The 17,914-nt window shown below is 62.6% G+C and carries 23 protein-coding genes and 2 pseudogenes; 8 read left to right on the forward strand and 17 right to left on the reverse strand.

From position 1 onward, the window contains the following. Positions 1-74: 74 nt before the first annotated feature. Positions 75-332, forward strand: a complete 258-nt coding sequence (locus YO9_RS16030; RefSeq protein WP_016995664.1) for a type II toxin-antitoxin system RelE family toxin — start codon at positions 75-77, stop codon at positions 330-332. Positions 333-419: 87 nt separating this feature from the next. Here the strand turns inward: YO9_RS16030 and YO9_RS16035 are convergent, their stop codons facing one another. From YO9_RS16035 to YO9_RS0100265, 8 genes are all read right to left on the reverse strand, one after another. Further along, positions 420-587 (reverse strand): hypothetical protein, encoded by a 168-nt coding sequence (locus YO9_RS16035; RefSeq protein ID WP_016995665.1) that lies wholly within the window; start codon positions 585-587, stop codon positions 420-422. Positions 588-753: 166 nt separating this feature from the next. After that, on the reverse strand, positions 754-1,248 hold the full coding sequence (locus YO9_RS0100235; RefSeq protein WP_016995666.1) for an SRPBCC family protein: 495 nt from the start codon (positions 1,246-1,248) through the stop codon (positions 754-756). Positions 1,249-1,279: 31 nt separating this feature from the next. Then, entirely contained in the window at positions 1,280-2,074 is a 795-nt protein-coding gene (locus YO9_RS0100240) for a hypothetical protein (protein WP_016995667.1), read from the reverse strand. 163 nt (positions 2,075-2,237) lie between these two features. Then, on the reverse strand, positions 2,238-2,816 hold the full coding sequence (locus YO9_RS0100245; RefSeq protein ID WP_016995668.1) for a dihydrofolate reductase family protein: 579 nt from the start codon (positions 2,814-2,816) through the stop codon (positions 2,238-2,240). Between the two features lie 18 nt (positions 2,817-2,834). Beyond that, entirely contained in the window at positions 2,835-3,497 is a 663-nt protein-coding gene (locus tag YO9_RS0100250; protein ID WP_031272389.1) for a dihydrofolate reductase family protein, read from the reverse strand. Positions 3,498-3,608: 111 nt separating this feature from the next. Next, a complete protein-coding gene (locus tag YO9_RS16040) occupies positions 3,609-3,749 on the reverse strand; it encodes a hypothetical protein (protein WP_016995670.1) in 141 nt (46 codons plus the stop codon). Continuing rightward, entirely contained in the window at positions 3,749-4,198 is a 450-nt protein-coding gene (locus YO9_RS0100260) for a dihydrofolate reductase family protein (RefSeq protein ID WP_016995671.1), read from the reverse strand. The genes YO9_RS16040 and YO9_RS0100260 overlap by 1 nt, the downstream gene beginning before the upstream one ends. A gap of 152 nt (positions 4,199-4,350) precedes the next feature. Next, positions 4,351-4,992: a hypothetical protein gene (locus YO9_RS0100265; RefSeq protein WP_016995672.1), complete on the reverse strand. Its 642-nt coding sequence runs from the start codon at positions 4,990-4,992 to the stop codon at positions 4,351-4,353. Positions 4,993-5,069: 77 nt separating this feature from the next. On the opposite strand from YO9_RS0100265, the gene YO9_RS0100270 reads away from it, so the two are divergent. From YO9_RS0100270 to YO9_RS0100295, 7 genes and pseudogenes are all read left to right on the forward strand, one after another. Beyond that, the gene (locus tag YO9_RS0100270) at positions 5,070-5,801 is read left to right on the forward strand and encodes a GlxA family transcriptional regulator (RefSeq protein WP_223285876.1); all 732 of its coding nucleotides are present in this window, start codon (positions 5,070-5,072) and stop codon (positions 5,799-5,801) included. After that, positions 5,798-6,046, forward strand: coding sequence for a helix-turn-helix domain-containing protein (locus YO9_RS20295; RefSeq protein WP_317259688.1), 249 nt, complete (start codon positions 5,798-5,800; stop codon positions 6,044-6,046). The genes YO9_RS0100270 and YO9_RS20295 overlap by 4 nt, the downstream gene beginning before the upstream one ends. Before the next feature lie 87 nt (positions 6,047-6,133). Continuing rightward, positions 6,134-6,883, forward strand: a complete 750-nt coding sequence (locus YO9_RS0100275) for an alpha/beta fold hydrolase (protein WP_016995673.1) — start codon at positions 6,134-6,136, stop codon at positions 6,881-6,883. Between the two features lie 249 nt (positions 6,884-7,132). Beyond that, positions 7,133-7,705, forward strand: a complete 573-nt coding sequence (locus tag YO9_RS0100280) for a hypothetical protein (RefSeq protein ID WP_223285877.1) — start codon at positions 7,133-7,135, stop codon at positions 7,703-7,705. A gap of 46 nt (positions 7,706-7,751) precedes the next feature. Next, positions 7,752-9,997 (forward strand): annotated as a pseudogene (locus YO9_RS0100285) (catalase). Between the two features lie 170 nt (positions 9,998-10,167). Next, positions 10,168-12,189, forward strand: coding sequence for a DNA/RNA non-specific endonuclease (locus tag YO9_RS0100290; RefSeq protein ID WP_016995675.1), 2,022 nt, complete (start codon positions 10,168-10,170; stop codon positions 12,187-12,189). A 60-nt stretch (positions 12,190-12,249) separates the two neighbouring features. Continuing rightward, a complete protein-coding gene (locus tag YO9_RS0100295; protein WP_016995676.1) occupies positions 12,250-13,170 on the forward strand; it encodes a sulfite exporter TauE/SafE family protein in 921 nt (306 codons plus the stop codon). A 97-nt stretch (positions 13,171-13,267) separates the two neighbouring features. Here YO9_RS0100295 and YO9_RS0100300 read toward each other — a convergent pair whose 3' ends face one another. The 9 genes and pseudogenes from YO9_RS0100300 to YO9_RS0100315 form a co-directional block, all read right to left on the reverse strand. Continuing rightward, positions 13,268-13,789, reverse strand: a complete 522-nt coding sequence (locus YO9_RS0100300) for a glycoside hydrolase family 3 protein (protein WP_016995677.1) — start codon at positions 13,787-13,789, stop codon at positions 13,268-13,270. After that, a complete protein-coding gene (locus YO9_RS16050) occupies positions 13,786-14,181 on the reverse strand; it encodes a hypothetical protein (protein ID WP_016995678.1) in 396 nt (131 codons plus the stop codon). Before YO9_RS16050 ends, YO9_RS0100300 begins: the two co-directional genes overlap by 4 nt. Then, the gene (locus YO9_RS16055; protein ID WP_016995679.1) at positions 14,178-14,432 is read right to left on the reverse strand and encodes a hypothetical protein; all 255 of its coding nucleotides are present in this window, start codon (positions 14,430-14,432) and stop codon (positions 14,178-14,180) included. The genes YO9_RS16050 and YO9_RS16055 overlap by 4 nt, the downstream gene beginning before the upstream one ends. 71 nt (positions 14,433-14,503) lie before the next feature. After that, positions 14,504-14,665 (reverse strand): annotated as a pseudogene (locus tag YO9_RS21170) (glycoside hydrolase family 3 N-terminal domain-containing protein); the annotation flags it as partial. A gap of 436 nt (positions 14,666-15,101) precedes the next feature. After that, on the reverse strand, positions 15,102-15,281 hold the full coding sequence (locus YO9_RS16065) for a hypothetical protein (protein ID WP_016995681.1): 180 nt from the start codon (positions 15,279-15,281) through the stop codon (positions 15,102-15,104). A 198-nt stretch (positions 15,282-15,479) separates the two neighbouring features. After that, positions 15,480-16,382 carry a HipA domain-containing protein gene (locus YO9_RS0100310; protein WP_223285878.1) on the reverse strand — a complete coding sequence of 301 codons (903 nt, stop codon included), beginning with the start codon at positions 16,380-16,382 and terminating at the stop codon, positions 15,480-15,482. A gap of 23 nt (positions 16,383-16,405) precedes the next feature. Beyond that, positions 16,406-16,774, reverse strand: a complete 369-nt coding sequence (locus YO9_RS21175; protein ID WP_396350706.1) for a HipA N-terminal domain-containing protein — start codon at positions 16,772-16,774, stop codon at positions 16,406-16,408. Further along, the gene (locus YO9_RS16075; protein WP_016995682.1) at positions 16,758-16,985 is read right to left on the reverse strand and encodes a helix-turn-helix domain-containing protein; all 228 of its coding nucleotides are present in this window, start codon (positions 16,983-16,985) and stop codon (positions 16,758-16,760) included. The genes YO9_RS21175 and YO9_RS16075 overlap by 17 nt, the downstream gene beginning before the upstream one ends. Positions 16,986-17,187: 202 nt before the next feature. Then, the gene (locus YO9_RS0100315; protein ID WP_016995683.1) at positions 17,188-17,823 is read right to left on the reverse strand and encodes a YdhK family protein; all 636 of its coding nucleotides are present in this window, start codon (positions 17,821-17,823) and stop codon (positions 17,188-17,190) included. Positions 17,824-17,914 lie beyond the last annotated feature (91 nt).

Here is a 17,914-nt window from a genome sequence, read left to right on the forward strand (position 1 = left end):
GCTGCCCGGAAGGAAATGGATGACGGCGAGGATGCCATCCCATGGGACCAGGTCAAATCTGATCTTGGCCTTTCATGACCTACCGGATTGAACTAGCACCGGCAGCGTTGCGCCAGATCAGGAAACTCGACAAGCCCGCACGGTTACGAATTCAGGCCGCAATTGAACTTTTGGCCGATAATCCCCGACCTCACGGCGCTAAAAAGCTCGTGGGCGGCAAAGGAGAGTGGCGGGTACGCACGGGCAATTACCGCGTTATCTACGAGATCGATGACGGAGTCTTGATGGTCCTGGTCTTGGCCGCGGGACACAGGCGAGAGATCTATCGCTAGCCTCCTACAAGATGCGCGCCCAAAAAGCCGGTCCCGCCAAGTACCAAAACGTTGGTCATGACGGGACCGTAGCAGGGCCTGCCGTTGTCAGTTCTCCGTGGCCGGGTCTTCGTCCTTGTTGTCGGTCATGGCACCAACACCCTCATCGGCGGGTTCGGCGTCGGCTTCGGTGCGGCTGCTCAGTTCTTCGCGCTCTTCTTCGGCGCTCATCTTGATCGAGTCTTCGCCGGGTTTACCGTTGTTCTGCGACTGCATGGGGTACTCCTTCGCGTGTCCTCAAACCTCTGCGGCAACGACCGACAGATGGGGTGCCGGCCCGCAAAAGCCCTTGTCCCCCGAGCTTCCCCCGGCACTAAGTGGCCTGTCAATCACCCGCATGGTTGATTTGAGCTAGGAGCAGCACCCCCATTGAGACAGCCGTTCAGCAGCCGTTTGCCGCCTCATTCTCAGCAACTCGCTTGATCGCGGCCAGTGTTTCCGGGATGTCCCGACGAGCGGCTTCGCGACGCTTATCGGGCGCATCCTCGCCCCTGTTCTTTCGCAACCATTCACGCCCCGTAGGGAGTACGTGCCAGGTCTCGCTCAGACGGGAGCCGTTATCGGTGGGTTCAATGATGTAGCTCCACCGAGCCACACCACCGAGGTCAGGCGCCACAAGCCAAGCGAATTCACGCGGGTGATCGGCCACGAGAACTTCGGAGATCGTGGTCCATTCGACGTCACCGACCACGTTGCGACCGGTGAACACATCTCCCACTTTGCCGGTACCGCTGTTTTTCCACTCCCCGCCGCGACAAATGGGTGACCACTCCCCAATTCGCTTGGGGTTGGTCACCATGTCATAGAGCACCTCTGGTTCCACGACAATGTCGATGGAATCGCTGTGTTGCCACTGCTTCTCTGGATCCTCGGCCATGAGCCGATGCTATCCGAGCCCGTCGATCTGCTCACCTCAGACTTAGCCGCTTGTCGGAGACTCCCTGGGCACGGGCCGCAGTGATCACGCTCCACAACGTGACGGCCCAGATCACGACCACCAACGCGGGGTCCGCCCACGAGGAACGTGACCAGGCGGCGTCGTCGAGAATGACTGGATCCACAATGTCCATGGTGAGGACAGCGGCGGTGAGGAACGCGGCGAAGGCGAAGGTTGCTACTAGTGTCACGACTCGCAGGGCCGTGGTGGATTTCCGCGCTCGAAGTTTCCACACCTCAGCCGCGGCGAAGACCACGAGGAAGCCGTAGTACACCGGTAGCCAGACGTTCCAGAGATCAGGGTTGAGGAAGCTCCCGCCGTCATTGAGCTGACCCGCGTAAACGAATGATGTGGGGATCACCGGGATGAGCGCGAGAAACACGATGAAAACCAATGACCCGACAATCTCGGTGAGTCCGGGATGCGTGGTGTGTAGAAATACACCATGACCGTGGTCGCCTCGAACCTTGGACGACTCAGCTGGCACGATCCGGGCCAGCTGCTCCGGTAATAGCACTCGCTCAAGAATCGCGAACAGTGCTGCCAAGATCGCCACGGTGAGTAGGGCCGCCATGATGGCCTTCGCCGCCGCGACCGCGATCAATTCGCCGATCACGGGTGTGGGCTCAACGGCCAGGTACACCGCGGCGTTCACCACCGCCGCAACAACCAGCACCATGGGAAGCATCCACAGCAGGAGTCTGATGAAGGCTGGGTACAGCTGCGGGCCAATGAGGTATTGCGGTGAATCGGAGAGTGAACTCATCACGGATCATCCCTAACGGATGCGCGAGGTCGGCCCCTTCTGAACGGAACTGACCGCTTGGTCAAATTTTAGACCTGTCGGTCTAATTCGACAATGGGTGGCTCTACTGAGCGACCGAAACAGCGCCGCGAGCACCTTCATCACCCAGTGTCGAAGTAACTCGCTAAATCCCGTAAACCAGTGCAACGGTTCCAAGATCGGTTTGGGCCACGGACTTCAGTTCAAGGTTTGTGGGTATTGGGGGCTCGCCGAACAGGCGCTTGCCGGTTCCCAGCAGGAGGGGATGGATGAAGAGTCGCAGCTCGTCGACCAGGTTCTCGGCCAACAACTGACGAGACAGATTCCCGCTCCCCAATACTGCGATGTCTCCGGTTTCCGTCCCCTTGAGGCCTTGCACGGCAGCGCTGAGATCGGCGGACAGAATGGTCGTCCCAGCCCACGAAACGTCACGAAGGGTGCGGGAGGCCACGTACTTGGGCGTAGCGTTCAGGTGAGCGGCCATCGGATGGTCATCGGGTTGGAACGGCCAGAAGGCCGCCATTTTCTCGTAGGTCTTGCGACCGAACAGGTAGCTGGACGTGTTGCTCAAACCCGTAGGCGCCACCACCTGGTGGATACTCCCGGCAAACGGGGCACCCCATCCCCCGTGGGTGAAGCCACCTTCCGTGTCGTCCTGTGGAGAACCAAGGCCTTGCATGACCCCGTCGACGGTCAGAAATTCGATCAGCACCAGCTTGCTCATCGAGGTGTCCTTTCACGGTTACTGTTGGGCGTCTTTACGAGTGAATGTGACATGGATAGTTCCACTCTCGGCCACTTGCGACGTCACGTTGTGGGTGAGTTCCAGTCCTTGCAGTCCGTCATACAGTCGGGTTCCCCTGCCCAGGAGAATCGGCGCGACCATGAGATGCAGCTGGTCGACCAGGCCCGCGCGCAGAAACTCCCGTCCAGTACGGATTCCCCCGCCGATGCGTACATCCTGGCCGTTAGCGGCCTCTGTCGCTTCAGCGAGTACTTCCTCGATGGAGGCATTCCGGAAGTGGAACGTTGTGCCTCCTGCCATGGTGATGGGAGGACGAGGCACGGAATGGGTGAGTACATACACTGGCGTGCCGAAGGGTGGCTCATCTCCCCACCACCCAGTCCAGTCGGGGTCGTCGGGAAATGAATGCAGGCCGAACATCGCGGCACCCATGATCTCGGAACCGATGCCCTTGAAGCTTTCAGCTGCGTAATAGTCATCAAGGCCGCTTGTCCCCGCGCCGCTGGTATCGCCAAAAACTAACTTTCGGAACGTGCGGGTTTCGGAATAAGCGGCTGTCAGGCCGCCCCAGTCCTCACCCATTGGGTTCTCCGGTGAGCCACCGGTGGTCGAGGCGTATCCATCCAGTGAAATGAACAAACTCAAACGAACGCTAGTCATAACGGCTCTCCATCGATATCTCACGGATCGACCGACTGGTCCGTTGACTGCTCTCTCTTGAAATTGTTGGGCTTGTCGAGACATGAGTTGACGAGTTCATTCCGGCATCCTTCATTCACGCGACCCGAACTCATAGGTGAGCAGGACGATCTCCGAATCCGGCAAACGTCGAGCATCCGTCAGGTGCGCGTTGGTTTCGGGAACCCCTGCAAACACCCGGTGCTCTCCGGCCACGATCTTGGGACCAACCATCAAATACAGGATGTCCACGAACCCTGGGCCATGAGTTCCGTCCAGACCGTTCGACTGCCGAAGACGAGCGCCTCGCCCTCCTGCTGCTTCAGCTCAGCAACCCGCTGAGCGAGACCCGACCGAGAAACAATGGTCGTCTGCTCGCGAAAAGGCTCGGTCTCTTCCGGAGTCAGCGAATCGGAAACAACCGTGATCGGAATGCCCTCCGCATAGCGCCGAGCAATGAACCGGTCATCTTCACCGGCGTCGGGATTGTCGACCTGATGGGGCCAATAGCTGACCATGCCGCGGAAAGTGGTGGCCCCGAACAGGAGCGAGCTGGCCGCCGCCATACGCTGGGCATTCTGCTTGCCGAACGCCATGTCCATGGGCATGACCATTACGTCTCCCCCGGGTCCTTCGGTATACCCGTCCAAGCTGACGAGGCTGCTGACGACGATTTTTCCCATGACGATTCCTTGTGATTGATGCGGGCAGCCCGGGCAATCCGGACTTGGCGAATACGTTCCGCAGTGGCCAGCCGCTCACGGTGATCCATGATCGCTAGGTCAGTGGTAACGGGTGACATCATGATGATTTCCTCAGAACATTGGATGCCCGCTCACACGAGCATCAGAAGGATTCCGGCCCCGAGGGTCAGATCCAGAGCGGCGCACCATTCGGCGAGCGATCGCGAGACGACCGCGTGGTGCCGCCAGTGCACGGCATCCCACATGGCGTGGCCGGTCAGTCCTACGGCGATCAAGACACGACCCCCGAGGGGATCGAGCAACAGCGCGATCAAACACACGGCCACAAATCCGACGGCGGCAAACGGCTGCCAGCGATAGGCTCCCGGCCGTTTCCACAGGCCTCGGATCAATCCGACCGTGATGGAGCCGATCACCACGGCGGCGAATACCCCCAGTTCGATGGCCACGTTGTCGGACAGCAATCGAAGAGCGACGATGACGACCACGAGAACTCCCAGGACCGACCAGGACCAGCTGGGCTTGTCGAGGGCCGCGATGACCACGTAGGCCGTGGTCGCGACCAGCAGCACCATGAGTGCGCCGAGCGCGTTGGGGTTGTCATCGGTCACCAAGTTGAAGACCGCGAAAGCCACGCCTAACAGCAAAGGCCAGCGCCGAACAACGGTGCGTGCGAGCTGAACTGGCCAGGGCGCGTCGGCGTACCCGAACGCCGAGCGGTACGAGCGGTAACGGTATGCGTGTTCATGCTTGGAGGTTAGGAGCGTGCGCACGGTGACCGACCGGTAGCTCTTATATCCCGTCCGGAATCCTGGGATACTCGTCCTACGGCTTCGGACGGGGGAATCTGATGGCCGATCGTAAGACCGCAGTGATCGCGTACGACCACACCGAACTTCTGGACGTCGCCTGCATCACCACACCCTTGTACCTGGCCAATCTCATCGGTCGGCTCAGCGATCCGTACCAGGTGCAGGTCGTCAGCCTTTACGGGGCACCCATCAGGTGCGATACCGGCCTGACTTTGCAAGCGCACGGCGCCGTCGAGCACCTGCTGGGCCCGCTCGATACCTTGATCGTGGCCGGCGGTGTGGGGCACCTTCGCGCTGCCGACAGTGAACCGCTGCTGCGACACGTTCGGAGGCTCGCGGATTCGAGTCGCCGAGTCGCCTCCGCGTGCACAGGCGCCACCATTCTGGCCGCGGCCGGCCTCTTGGACGGTAAGCGAGCCACTACTCATTGGCGCTTCGCCGCCGACCTGGTGCGCAAGTTCCCGGAGGTCACCGTGGATCCGGACCCCATTTTCATCCGCGACGGCTCTGTGGCCACGGCGGCCGGGGTCACCAGCGCACTGGATCTGACGCTGGCCTTTATCGAGGAGGACCACGGCGTAGGGCTCTCGAGTCAGGTCGCCCGCGACCTGGTGACGTACTTGCAGCGGCCGGGCAATCAAGCGCAGATGAGCATGTTCACGGCGACTTCCGGCGAGGGCAGCGAGATCGTCCACGCGGCGGTCGCCTTCATCACCAGCACCTGGACGACGATCTCACCATCACGGCGGTCGCCGATCACGTGGGCGTGAGCCCACGGCACCTGGCACGGCTTTTCAATGCGCACCTGGGCGATTCGCCGGCGCGTTTCGTGCGCCGGATACGCAACGACGCCGCCGCGAGACTTCTCGACGCCAGCGCCCTACCCATCTCCGAGATCGCACGCCGCTGTGGTTTCGGATCAGTGGAAGCACTGCGCCAGAGCTTCGTGAGTCAATACGACACCTCGCCCAGTGCTTATCGGGACCGGCTCGGCCGCCCTCTAGCGGACCATTGAGGGAGCGTTCGGACACGTGCCCCAGGATTCTGGACGGTCCGACCTACTACCGCCCCGTCACCAGATTCCCGGATCTACTCTTCAACCATGAGCACCCACAACAACTCCGCACCCCGCATTCTGATGATCCCCGGAGCCTGGATGGGCGCGTGGATCTGGGAACCCACCGTCGATCAGCTCCGGAACCAAGGGCTGGAAGCCGCAACCCTCACCCTGGAGGGTCTGGAACCCGAGGCCACTGACTACGACATCAGCCAGGTTCCCCTGGAACGACACGTCACTCAAGTCGCCAACATGATTCTTGAGTGGCCCGACCGTCCCGTGGTCCTGGTCGGCCATTCCTACTCCGGGATGGTCGTCGGCCAAGTCGCGGATCGGTTACCCGATCGCGTGAGCTCATCCATTCACTTCGACAGCTTTCTACCGATCGACGGACGCAGTCTGATCGATGACTGGGGTCCGGACGAACCCACTCGTTCTCAAGAACGAGCCGACATCGAGAACGGTAACGGCCACCCTTTCCATTGGGCCGCACCTCCGCCACAAGCCCTGGAACTCGAGCCCGGACTGACCCCGCAGGACAGGACATACCTGTCCGAAAGGTTCACCCCACACCCCGGTCACACCGTGCTCGATCCAGCACATCTCGACCATCCCGTCACTCAGCAACAGGGGTTGTTCGTGGCTTCTGCGGCAACCAACATTCCGCACATGCTGCGCACCCCTGACGCCCCCACCTGGGACATCCGCGTGATGGAGAGCGGCCATTGGCCCATGCTCGAACGTCCGCAGGATGTCGTGGACCTCATCACCGAACACGTGGAGTCACTGGGCTGACCGGTAGTCAAGCCTCACGTGAGGTAAGCGCAACAGCCGAATCTCAGGTGAGGAACCCGCAGAAAAATCGCGCGGAATCGACACTTGCCTCACACCAGACTGGTCTCTGCATTTTCCTCACTTCACACCCGCCGCATTCACTAGCCACCCGTACGCTGAGCCCATGTCCCGCACCCGGCACACCCATCACCGCTTCCACGGCCACATCGCAGGAGCCGGAACCTCCGGCGGCACCCGGCTGGTGCTGGGATGTTGGTCCCGCACCCCGCACGGCCCGTTCGCGGACGTGATGCTCGCCCACCGGACGGCCGCCGTGAACTGCTCGCCCCGGATCAGTGGGTCGCGGACTTCGTGGCGAGCACCTACACGTTCGACGACGTTCGCATCATCCCCGTGGACGTCCAGCGCACCGGCACCACCACGAGTTCAACGTGGACCGTGACCGCCGGCCCCCTCACCTGGACCTTCACCGTGGGCCCGCGGCATCCCCTGGGATACGCCCTACGGGCCGTACCCACCCCGCTAGGCCGAACGTTGGCGTTCACGCGAACGTGCGACGTCGTCGCCAGCCGCATCATGCCCGGCGTACGCACGGTGGGCACCGCGGGCAACGACCGACTCGAGTGGTACTCGGCGAGCGACCTGCACGGGATCACGGCATCTGAAGCCACCTGGAACGGCCCTTCATTGGGAATCATGACCGATATGACCCCGCCGCCGGACTTTGGCTTCAGCTCGACCCCGAAGCAGCCGAGCCTCACCGCGCTCACGAGCACCGTGCGCACAGACTTGCGCCCTGGGAGTAAACCCGGAATTTCATAAGGCGTCTGACAAATTTCATCCCAGGACTGATAGACAAAGGGTACTGATGATTTTCAGTCCTAGGAGGTCTGTTTTGTCCAAGAACGAGAACAACATCCCGCAGGTTCCGGGCGTCCCCGGCGTGGAGCCTGCACCGCTTGAAGAACCCACTTCCCCCCGCCCCCCGCTTCCTCCCAAGGCCGATCAGTCCGGCCCGGAAACGGTGACTCCCACCGGCGCGAAAACTGGTGCCCCGAAGACTTCCAACGCACAGCAGGGTGAGTATCTCACCACCGCTCACGGTGTGCGTCTGGGCAACTCGGAGGAGACTCTCAAGGCAGGTTCGCGCGGACCTCTCCTGTTGCAGGATCACCACTTCCGCGAGAAGATCTCCCACTTCGACCACGAACGAATCCCCGAGCGCGTGGTGCACGCCCGCGGCTCCGGCGCGCACGGTACGTTCCGCTCCTACGGCACCGCGTCCAAGATCAGCCAGGCTGGTCTCTTCGCCAAGGACAAGGAGACCCCGGTATTCGTGCGGTTCTCCACCGTGCTCGGCTTCCGCGGTTCAGGCGACCTGGCCCGTGACACCCGAGGTTTCGCCACCAAGTTCTACACGGACGAGGGCAACTGGGACCTGGTGGGCAACAACATGCCCGTGTTCTTCATCCAGGACCCCATCAAGTTCCCGGACGTGGTGCATGCGGCAAAGCCCCAGCCAGATCGCGAGATCCCCCAGGCTCAGTCCGCCCACGACACGTTCTGGGATTTCGTGTCCCTGCACACCGAGGCACAACATCACACGCTGTGGAACATGTCCGACCGTGGCATCCCGCGCTCCTTCCGCATGATGGAGGGCTTCGGCGTACACACCTTCCGCCTCATTGCAGAGGGCGGCAAGACGGTACTGGTGAAGTTCCACTGGAAGCCTCGCCTGGGTGTGCATTCGGTGACCTGGGAAGAAGCTCAGCTGGTCAACGGCACTGATCCGGACTTCCACCGGCGTGATCTTGCTGACGCCATCGAGGCCGGGGCCTTCCCTCAGTGGGAGCTGGGCGTTCAGGTGTTCGAGGACACCGAAGACCAGATGTTCCAGGGCATCGACCTGCTCGATCCCACCAAGTTCGTGCCCGAGGAGCTCGCTCCGGTGGAGCCCGTGGGCATCATGACGCTGGACAAGAACCCCACGAACTTCTTTGCCGAAACCGAGCAGGTCGCCTTCAACCCCGGCAACCTGGTCCCGGGTATCGATGTCACTAATGACCCGCTGCTACAGGGCCGCCTATTCTCCTACCTGGACACCCAGATCACGCGCCTGGGCGGGCCCAACTGGAATCAGCTGCCCATCAACCGGGCACACGCTCCGATCAACGACATGCTGCGCGACGGTATGCATCAGTCCGCCGTTCACGGGGGTGTGGCACCGTACCGGCCCAATTCGCTGGACGGCGGCAATCCGTTCGAGACTCCGGCGGACGCTCACCCGTTCATCGATTACCCGGAGTCCGTGTCTGCGTCCGTCAAGGAACGCAAGCGCCCGCAGACCTTCGACGATCACTTCAGCCAGCTCCGTATGTTCTGGCTGTCGCTGAGCGAGGTGGAACGCGAACACACCGCGCAGGCCTACGCGTTCGAGCTCGGCAAGTGCTGGGACGAGAACATCCGCGCGCGTCAGCTCCGCCACCTGGCCTCGATCGACCCGGACCTGGGTCGCAACGTGGCCACCATGCTCGGCCTGCCCGAGCCGGAGCCTTCCGTGAAGCCTGCGGACGACATCAAGCCCTCCGCAGCGATCACCCAGGTCGGCAAGACGTGGCCCACCGAGGGTCGTCAGATCGGCATTGTGGTGGGTCCGGACGTTGACGTTGCGGCACTCAAGAACCTCATCATTGCCGTGGACGAGTCGGACATGGTTCCGCTGGTGATCGCCCCCACCGGTGGCGAGGTGGGCGATGGCATCGTTGCGCAGCGCACCTACCTCACCGCGCGTTCCATCGAGTTCGACGCCGTTCTGGTCGCCTCGAACGCGGCCCCCAGCGACGACGCCCACCACGGTTTCGATGGTAAGGCCGCCGCGGCGGGCCCCGAGGGTCTCGACCCCCGCGTTGCCCTGCTTCTGCAGGAAGTGTGGCGCCAGGCCAAGGCCCTGGTTCCTGGGGATCGGGCAACGATGTGCTGAGCACGCTCAAGCTCGACGACAGCGCCGGTGTTGAGACGGGCAGCGATCCCGTGGAGGTCTTCAAGACCATCATGGAACTGCTCAGCCAGCACCGCGCGTGGGACCGCTTCCCGACCACGGGTCGTTTGGCCTGACCAGCCGCCTGACCTGAGCGAGTAAAGACAGTTGCCGCCTCCCTGCACATGCAGTGGGGCGGCAACTTTCTGCCCACGAAAGGTGACACGTGCGCGGCATCCCGCGAGCGCCATCGTCACGTTAAGGTCCTAGTCACCCGGCTGTCAGGCTGTGGAGGCACAGTGTCTGCATGTCGAATTCACAGCCCGCCGGAGAGCGGAAACTCGGAAACCTTTCGGCCAAGGACACAAGGACTCTGCGCGAGTTCATTCGGGTGCGCGGCCAGGCGTATTTGAAGGACCCCAATGTCAGTTCGATCGGGGTCGGGTACAAGGTGGTGGACGGTAAAACCACGGATCAGATCGCGGTGCAGTTCACCGTGCATCGCAAACTCCCCGTCGATGAGCTCGCCCTGCTCGGCACGCACGCCCTCCCGGACAGCATCGAGGTGGAGCAGCTGACCGTGCCCACCGATGTGCTCGAGGTCAGTTACGTACCCAGCTACGTGCTGGTCCCCGAGGTCGCACCCAACATCAGGACCCGCCGCCACGATCCGGTGGTGCCGGGCGTGAGCATCAGCAACGAGACCACGTCCGCGGGCACCCTGGGTGCCATTGTTTACGGTCGCGAGGACGGCACGCCCTACGGACTGAGCAATTGGCACGTCCTGCACGGCCCGGGCAGTCAGATCGGTGCCCGCACGGTGCAGCCCGGCACGTTCGACGACAATCGCGTGGGCCAAAACTCCTTGGGCGAACTCGTGCGCTCCCATCTGGGTCCGGCCGGTGATTGCGCGATCACGTCGCTGACGGATCGGCGTTTCGACCCCACGATTCTTGAGCTGGACGTGATCCCCGAGGAGATCGGCGATCCGGAGCTGGGCGACAAGGTGGTCAAGTCCGGGCGCACCAGCGGCGTCACGTACGGCGTGGTCCGACGCGTGGACGTGCTCACCAAACTCGATTACGGCGAGGGCTTCGGCGAGCGGAACATCGGCGGTTTCGAGATCGGCCCCGACCCGTCCCGCGGCGAGGAATTGGAACTGAGCGAGGGCGGCGATTCCGGTTCCGTGTGGATGTTCCGCAGCGGCAACGGTCGCACCTCCCGCGTGATGGCCGGGCTGCACTTCGCGGGTGATGCCGGCGGCGGTGCGGAATCCGCGATCGCGTGCCTCCCCGCGTCGGTCTTAGAGAAGCTCGACATCAGCCTGAGCCCCACCACGTACGAAACGGTCCGCGCGGAGGCAGCCGCTGCCCCCGGTCACGGTTACGATGCCGGCTTCCTGGGTGACGACGTCGCTCTGCCCACCCTGAGCGCCGAGCTCGCCAAAGACGTCGCACCGGTTAAGGACGGCGGCGAGGTAGTTCACCACACGCACCTCTCACTGACCATGAGCGCATCGCGGAGGTTGGCCCGTTGGGTTGCATGGAACATCGATGGGGAATCACTCAAGAAGCTCTCCCGCAACTCCATCAAATTCCAGTTGGATCCGCAGATCGAGGCCCAGCACCAGATGGGCGACGAGGTCTACAAGGCCAACGACCTGGACCGCGGGCACCTCGCCCGCCGTGCGGACCTCACGTGGGGACCGCGAACGGAAGCCCAGCAAGCCAACGAGGACTCGTTCTACTTCACCAACATCTCCCCGCAGATCAACAGCTTCAACCAGTCCTCGCGCGGTGGTCTGTGGGGTCGCCTCGAGGACGCCGTCTACGACGAGGTCGAGGTGGACCGACTGCGGCTGAGCGTGTTCGGCGGACCAGTGTTCCACGACGACGACCGCGAATACCGCGGCGTGCGTATCCCCCGGGAGTTCTGGAAAGTCCTGGCCTATACGACCGACGGGCAACTCACCGCCAAGGCATTCCTGCTGACACAGAACTTGGATCAGTTGGAGACCCTGGACCTGCAGGAGTTCAAGACCTACCAGGTGACCTTGAATGAGCTGACCGAGCGCACGGGTGTGCAGTTCCCTTCCGCTCTGGCGGAGCAGCCGGCCCCCGAGGCCTCACGGAGCCGCGGATCGTGGAGTCCCCGAGCGACGTCGCGTGGTGACCGGCGGCGTGTGGTGACCGAGCGGCGTCGTCGGCCTGAATCGCACAAGGAAGGCGCGCGAACCAGACTGTGGCGCACACCACCCACGCAAGGGTGGTGCAAGTCAAGTAGTTGTCACGGTTCTACATGCGAGGACGCACTTCTCAACAAATATTGAGTGCGCTGACGAGGGGGTTTTGGATGGAGCCAACTCATCTTCTTTCCGGCAGGAGCTTCCGTGCGGACACTCATCTTGCTCGCCCTCGTGGGATTCGGGGCGCAGCTCGTGGACGGGTCGCTGGGCATGGCCTACGGCGTCACGTCATCCACGCTGCTCCTGGCCGTGGGTTTGGCCCCCGCCTCGGTCTCCGCCACCGTGCACCTGGCTGAGGTGGGCACCACGCTCGCCTCGGGTTTTTCGCACTGGAAGTTCGGCAACATCGACTGGCGCGTGGTCGGCTTCATGGCGGTGCCCGGCGGCATCGCTGCGTTCTTCGGGGCGCACGTGTTGACGCTGTCCGGCGCGGCCGCGGCACCGGTGATGTCCATGGTGCTGCTGGGACTAGGCATTTTCGTGGTGTGGCGGTTCCTGACCATCCCGGACCGACGCCCGGACTTCAAAGGCAAGGTTCCCGGCTTCCTGCTGATCCCGCTCGCCACAGTGGCAGGATTCATGGACGCGATCGGCGGCGGCGGTTGGGGTCCGGTGGGTACCCCCACGCTGCTGGCCTCGGGGAAGATCGCGCCGCGCAAGGTCATCGGCTCGATTGATACGTCCGAGTTCGTGGTGAGCCTGGGCGCCTCCGCGGGCTTCCTGCTGGCACTGGGTAGCCAGGGCATCGACTTCGGTTTCGTGATCGCGCTGCTCATCGGCGGCGTGCTGGCCGCACCAATCGCCGCATATCTCGTCCGCCTGCTCGCCCCGCGCGTGCTCGCGATCGCCGCGGGCGGCCTGATCATCTTCACCAACGTCCGCACGCTTTTGGGCCTCGACGCCGTGCAGTCCGTCCTCCCCGGGGCCGGCGCCTACTACGCGATCCTGGGGGTGCTGGCTGCCCTGTGGATCGCCGGCATGGTGTGGGTGGTCCGCCGCGAACTGGCCGACCGCAAGGCCGAGCGCTCCCCCGACGAGCCGGAGAAGGTGCTGGTCAACCAGTAGTACCGACGACGACACTCGGACAGGTTTTCGCCAAGTAGCACCGCAGCGGCGCGGTCCGTTTTCAGACGCGCCGCCACATTCTTTCGCGGTGGCTCAGCTACAGCGTGAGCCCGAATCCGTAGCTGTACAGGTTGCCGTCACGGTCGCGGTAGGCGTACTCGTCACCCAGGAACTTGCCGGGCACATCGCGGGGTGAATCCGCAATGGCTTGCGCGGACACCGGCAGGGTCATGGGCAGGCGACCGGCAGGGCCGCCATCTTCTCCGGACAGCGAGCGCAGCAGGTGCTCGGGCTTGATCTCAAAGGTAACCGCCACCGCCTGGGCTTCGGGTTCGAGTTCGGCCAACAGCCACGGGTTGGTCGCGTTGACCACCAACAGTGTGGGGACGGTCTTCTCGATCTCCTGCACACGGTCCACGTCCACGCCGTTGTCACGGGGGTCGAGAGACAGCGACACACCTTCGCGATCGTCCTCGAACAGCGCGATCTCGGGGCGGGCCCAGATGAGCGCGAAGTCCGCGTCCTCGGGAGCACTGACGATGTCTGCGGTTGGCCATACCGCCGCAATGGCCCCTTCCAGCTGGCCCTGCACCTGGTCGATCTTGGTACGGCCCGTCACGAAGGGATAGACCTTGGTGGGCTTGTCGAGCTGGAGAGGCAATAGAGCGGCGTCGGCGTCGTTACGAAGGAGCGTGACCGACTGCCGCTGCGCCCGCTCGCCCAGGGCCGAGATCTCAGGGGCGCGATGACGGAGGCGGCACGAGCGGTGTCGACGTAGGGGTTCTCGAACAGGCCGAGCGCAAAGATTTCGGTGAGCAGCCGCGCGGCGGGCTGGTCGAGCTCGGAGGCTTCCAGGTGACCCTGCTCGACGGCGGCGATCAGCTGGGCGGGGTTGGCCATGTCCGAGAAAATGTCGGTGCCGGCGCGGACGGCGGCGGCGAACCGCTCGGCCTCGCTGAGGTCCTCGACGCCCCACATCATGGCGTCGATGACGCCGGAGTCGGAGTTCACGTAGCCTCGTGGCCCATCTTGTCGCGCAGCAGCCTTTGGATGAAGGTGCGGTTGTAGGCGAACGCAACCTCCTCGAACTGAGTGGTGGGGCCCTGCCAGAACTCCTGGTCCAGCTGCGGGGCGGAGTTGTTCATGGGGCGGGCGTAATACGGCATGATCGAGGCGGCACCGGCGTCCAGAGCGGCTTGGAACGGGGGCAGGTGGTACTTCTCGAGCGCGTTCTCGGTGGGGTACTCGTTGGTCTGGCCCACTCGAAGTGCGGATCGTGGCCGTCCAGACGCACGCCGCCCGGAAAGTGCTTGATGGTGGTAGCCACGGATTCTTCGCTCAGGGTCTCGCCCTGCATGCCGCGCACCACGGCGCCGATGTACTCGGAGACCAGCTCGGGATCCTCACCGAAGGTGCCATTGAAGCGGGACCAGCGAGGCTCGGAGGCGAGGTCAGCCATGTACCGTAGAGCTTGTGGATGCCGCCGGCGCGCCATTCCTTGGCGATCTCCTGGCCGAACTTTTCGATGAGTTCGGGGTCATTCAAAGCGGCCAGTCCCAGCTCACCGGGCCATTCGGAGAAGATGCCGGTGGACTCGTTCACGCCGAACTGGGAGACGAGCGCGACATGGTTGCGGGGGTTGGACGCGAAGACCGCAGGGATGCCCAGTCGCGAGTTCTCGGCGAGTTCCTGGACCGCGTTGGTCCACTCGGTGAGTTCCTGGGGAGTGAGGTTGTCGCGGACCACGAAGTAGCGCTGACCGCGCTCGTTGATGGCCTTGTTGGTTGCCGAGGTCACGAGAACAGGCTCTGCGAAAGGCACGCCGGTGATGGGGTTGGCGTCACGCCAGACGTCTTCCTGGTTGAGGATCTGGCCCTCGACCGGATTGGGCAGAAATGCGGAGTAGCCCGGGTAGTGCGAGCCGATGACCATCAGCCGGCCTTCTCCTCGGTGGTCATGCGGGAGACGAGGTCGCGAGCTCGTTCGGCGGCGGGGAGGCGCCAGTCCTCAAAGGGTGACAGGGCGCCGTCGCCGTCGAGATCGCGAAACGTCTGGCCGTCCTGCTCGATGAAGCGGCCGGTCTTGCTGCCGAGTTCGGGTTGAGTAGTCATGTGTGCGGCCCCTTCGTCGCGTCCAACTCCGTGCCATCGCGGCGGCGCTGACCACTCCAAAAACCCAGCCAGCTCCGACCATGGCGATCTGATGGTCACTGTATCCGCGGGCCCAGCCGGGTTCCCGTGGTTGGCAGCAGTTGCCAGGAGTTGCGGCTTTCGGAGCGGGGACGACGGCGCTCGGGCGGGTTTCGCGGGCTACCTGTCGTTCGCGAAATATCGGGCGGGTGAGATCTGATTAATGCCTTCCATCATGCGTTCACCCAGTTCTTGATGACCAGAGTGAACTGCACTACGTTCCAATGCCGCCGGAATACCGGCGAGGATCTGTTCCACGAGCTGGGTCGATCGTTCTCCTGACAAGCCCAATCGGCGGCCTTCTTTGACAAGATCGGCAGGACCGATCCGGGTGAACTTGTACTCGCCGTTGATTGCCATGGGGAAGGTGAGGGAGTCAGTATCCACCATGTGAGCCCCTGCCGAGATCAGGTCATAAAGGGGCGCCAAATGGACGGATTGGTCTTTCAATAGCAGGGAATAATTCTTCGCGTGGGCGTCCGTTCCCAGAATTCCAACATTGAAAACAAGCCCTTTGAAAAACGCCTCAGCGACGGCTCCTCTTTGCGATGGTGCCACCTTGTTCCTGAAGAGTTGAGCCGCCATTCCGACCCCAGGTCCACCATCGAGATGCTGATATTTTTTTTCAGGAGGCACTCCCAGGGCTTGAAGTAGGTCCTCCTGATGATCACGCTTGACGATACCTTCATCATTGATCCATCGATCAAAGCGGTCAACGACCAATGCGGTTAGATCCCCAGATGGCGCGGTCCACACCTCGGATCGAGCGGCATCAAGGCCTAACTCGCGGGCTGCGCCCAAGGTCAGTTGTTCCACGAGGTCAATCTCGCTGACAAAGCTGCGATCGCCCACTCTTACCGGCTTGAGGATATGCGTAGTCGCAATGCGCGGATTGGGCGTGGCCCATTGCCCGTCAGGCTTCCGGCTCAGCGCGATCTTTGCCTGGGCTCCCGCCAAACTGAATCGGAAGCTCTGCCCCCCTCCGGGTTGTCTCCCTGTGTATTTGTCCACCGCCGCGCGCATGAGTTCCTCCACCCCCTGATCGGTCAGGATGGTTCCTGAACCAACGAGAGTGGGTGTGCGTCGTCGCTGTCCACGCCCGGAGGAAGTATTTGAAGGGCACCCGCGACATCTGCGCCAACATGGCGCAAAAGCCCAGAGAGGGAATTGGCAGATGTGCCCGCTTCGGCCGCCATGTTCGATAAAGCGTCCGGGTTATCCGGGAGGAGGCCCCATAGGAATGCGGACGCGTTCTTGTTCGAGTGCTTCGAACTCGAGCGGGGCATAGACAAGGAAATGGGTGTGATCATCTCCCCCGAATCTATATATTCAAAGCGCACTTGCCCACTGGAAAATGTAAACGTTCCGATCGTGTTGCCGTCCAGATGGACGATTAATTTATCCACCGGAACCACCGATCTCAGGAGTTATCTCGATATTCAACCCCACTGCCCACAGCACATCCAGAACACGGCCGACTTCGGCGCTGTATTTTCCCGCCTCAACCTCGACCAGCCACTTGCGAGAGACACCAGCCTTGCCTGCTAGCGCAGCTTGGGTCAGCCCAGAGTCCAGCCGTCGATTGCGAATCGCTGCGCCGAGTTCAGCAGCAGTTTGAATCCTCATGGCACCCCTGACCGACGTGTAACCGCTTGGTGACAGTCTAGAGTGTAACCGTGCGGTGACTTATTGAAAAGACACCGCACGGTTACATCACCGAAACGCGGGGAACCATCAATTGGATGACCGCGCCCAATCGAGACCTGATTAGCCGGCGACGGGATTCCCGAGGTGTCATCGGTGTCGATCTGCCTGAAGAGCACTCAGGCTACTCAGCGGGTTGAACCTCGCTCTCGACAACCCACTTGTGATTCGTCATTTTCATCCCGTCCACCTCCACGTCCACCATGTAAACGGTCTCATCGGTGGAGCTCTCGATGGTGGCCTCGGCCCCCTTCATCCCCGCCATGTGATCGGCGGTCAGCACGACTTCCGTACCATCCGCCAGGGGCGGTTCACCCGGGTCCTGTAGTTCTTCCTGGACAACCCACTTGTGATCGACCACGGGTTCGCTACCGTCGGCCGGCGTGTACGTCACCGAGTAAGCGGTCGTGTCGAAGGCACCGGTGATGGTGGCCTCGCTCCCGTTCATACCCGGCATGTGATCGGCGGTCAGGGTCACGGTGGAGCCGACGGGGTATGTCGGATCGCCTGCTTCCACGATTCCCTCAGGAGGAGGGCCACCATTCGGGTTGTGCTGGTGCTCGCCACCACCCATTCCTTCGTGTCCCTCATGAGCACTGGAAGCAGACGGCGACGCGGTGGCCCCTCCCGAACCGGTCGCAGTTGCCGATGCGGTCGGAGTGGTGGGGGCCTCTTCGGTCCCGGTGTCCGTGCCCCCACAAGCTGTCAATGCCAAGGCAGCGGCAAGCGTCAGGCCAGCCACAGTGGAAGTGCGTTTCATGGTGAGTCCTTCCGTTGTTGGTCCGAGTTCCGACAAGCAGTACGCCAACGGTGGGCCATGGTCCAGAGCGACTGAACGATCCGCCGAAACT

Source organism: Kocuria atrinae C3-8, assembly GCF_000286355.1.
GTDB classification, from domain to species: Bacteria; Actinomycetota; Actinomycetes; order Actinomycetales; family Micrococcaceae; genus Kocuria; species Kocuria atrinae_A.

What these genes read in the sequence shown, in the direction of transcription:
- YO9_RS16030 (WP_016995664.1), top strand. Translation starts at nt 75, where the DNA reads ATGACCTACCGGATTGAACTAGCACCGGCAGCGTTGCGCCAGATCAGG.
- YO9_RS16035 (WP_016995665.1), bottom strand. Translation starts at nt 587, where the DNA reads ATGCAGTCGCAGAACAACGGTAAACCCGGCGAAGACTCGATCAAGATG.
- YO9_RS0100235 (WP_016995666.1), bottom strand. Translation starts at nt 1,248, where the DNA reads ATGGCCGAGGATCCAGAGAAGCAGTGGCAACACAGCGATTCCATCGAC.
- YO9_RS0100240 (WP_016995667.1), bottom strand. Translation starts at nt 2,074, where the DNA reads ATGAGTTCACTCTCCGATTCACCGCAATACCTCATTGGCCCGCAGCTG.
- YO9_RS0100245 (WP_016995668.1), bottom strand. Translation starts at nt 2,816, where the DNA reads ATGAGCAAGCTGGTGCTGATCGAATTTCTGACCGTCGACGGGGTCATG.
- YO9_RS0100250 (WP_031272389.1), bottom strand. Translation starts at nt 3,497, where the DNA reads ATGACTAGCGTTCGTTTGAGTTTGTTCATTTCACTGGATGGATACGCC.
- YO9_RS16040 (WP_016995670.1), bottom strand. Translation starts at nt 3,749, where the DNA reads ATGGTTGGTCCCAAGATCGTGGCCGGAGAGCACCGGGTGTTTGCAGGG.
- YO9_RS0100260 (WP_016995671.1), bottom strand. Translation starts at nt 4,198, where the DNA reads ATGGGAAAAATCGTCGTCAGCAGCCTCGTCAGCTTGGACGGGTATACC.
- YO9_RS0100270 (WP_223285876.1), top strand. Translation starts at nt 5,070, where the DNA reads ATGGCCGATCGTAAGACCGCAGTGATCGCGTACGACCACACCGAACTT.
- YO9_RS0100275 (WP_016995673.1), top strand. Translation starts at nt 6,134, where the DNA reads ATGAGCACCCACAACAACTCCGCACCCCGCATTCTGATGATCCCCGGA.
- YO9_RS0100280 (WP_223285877.1), top strand. Translation starts at nt 7,133, where the DNA reads ATGTTGGTCCCGCACCCCGCACGGCCCGTTCGCGGACGTGATGCTCGC.
- YO9_RS0100290 (WP_016995675.1), top strand. Translation starts at nt 10,168, where the DNA reads ATGTCGAATTCACAGCCCGCCGGAGAGCGGAAACTCGGAAACCTTTCG.
- YO9_RS16065 (WP_016995681.1), bottom strand. Translation starts at nt 15,281, where the DNA reads ATGACTACTCAACCCGAACTCGGCAGCAAGACCGGCCGCTTCATCGAG.
- YO9_RS0100310 (WP_223285878.1), bottom strand. Translation starts at nt 16,382, where the DNA reads ATGCGCGCGGCGGTGGACAAATACACAGGGAGACAACCCGGAGGGGGG.
- YO9_RS16075 (WP_016995682.1), bottom strand. Translation starts at nt 16,985, where the DNA reads ATGAGGATTCAAACTGCTGCTGAACTCGGCGCAGCGATTCGCAATCGA.
- YO9_RS0100315 (WP_016995683.1), bottom strand. Translation starts at nt 17,823, where the DNA reads ATGAAACGCACTTCCACTGTGGCTGGCCTGACGCTTGCCGCTGCCTTG.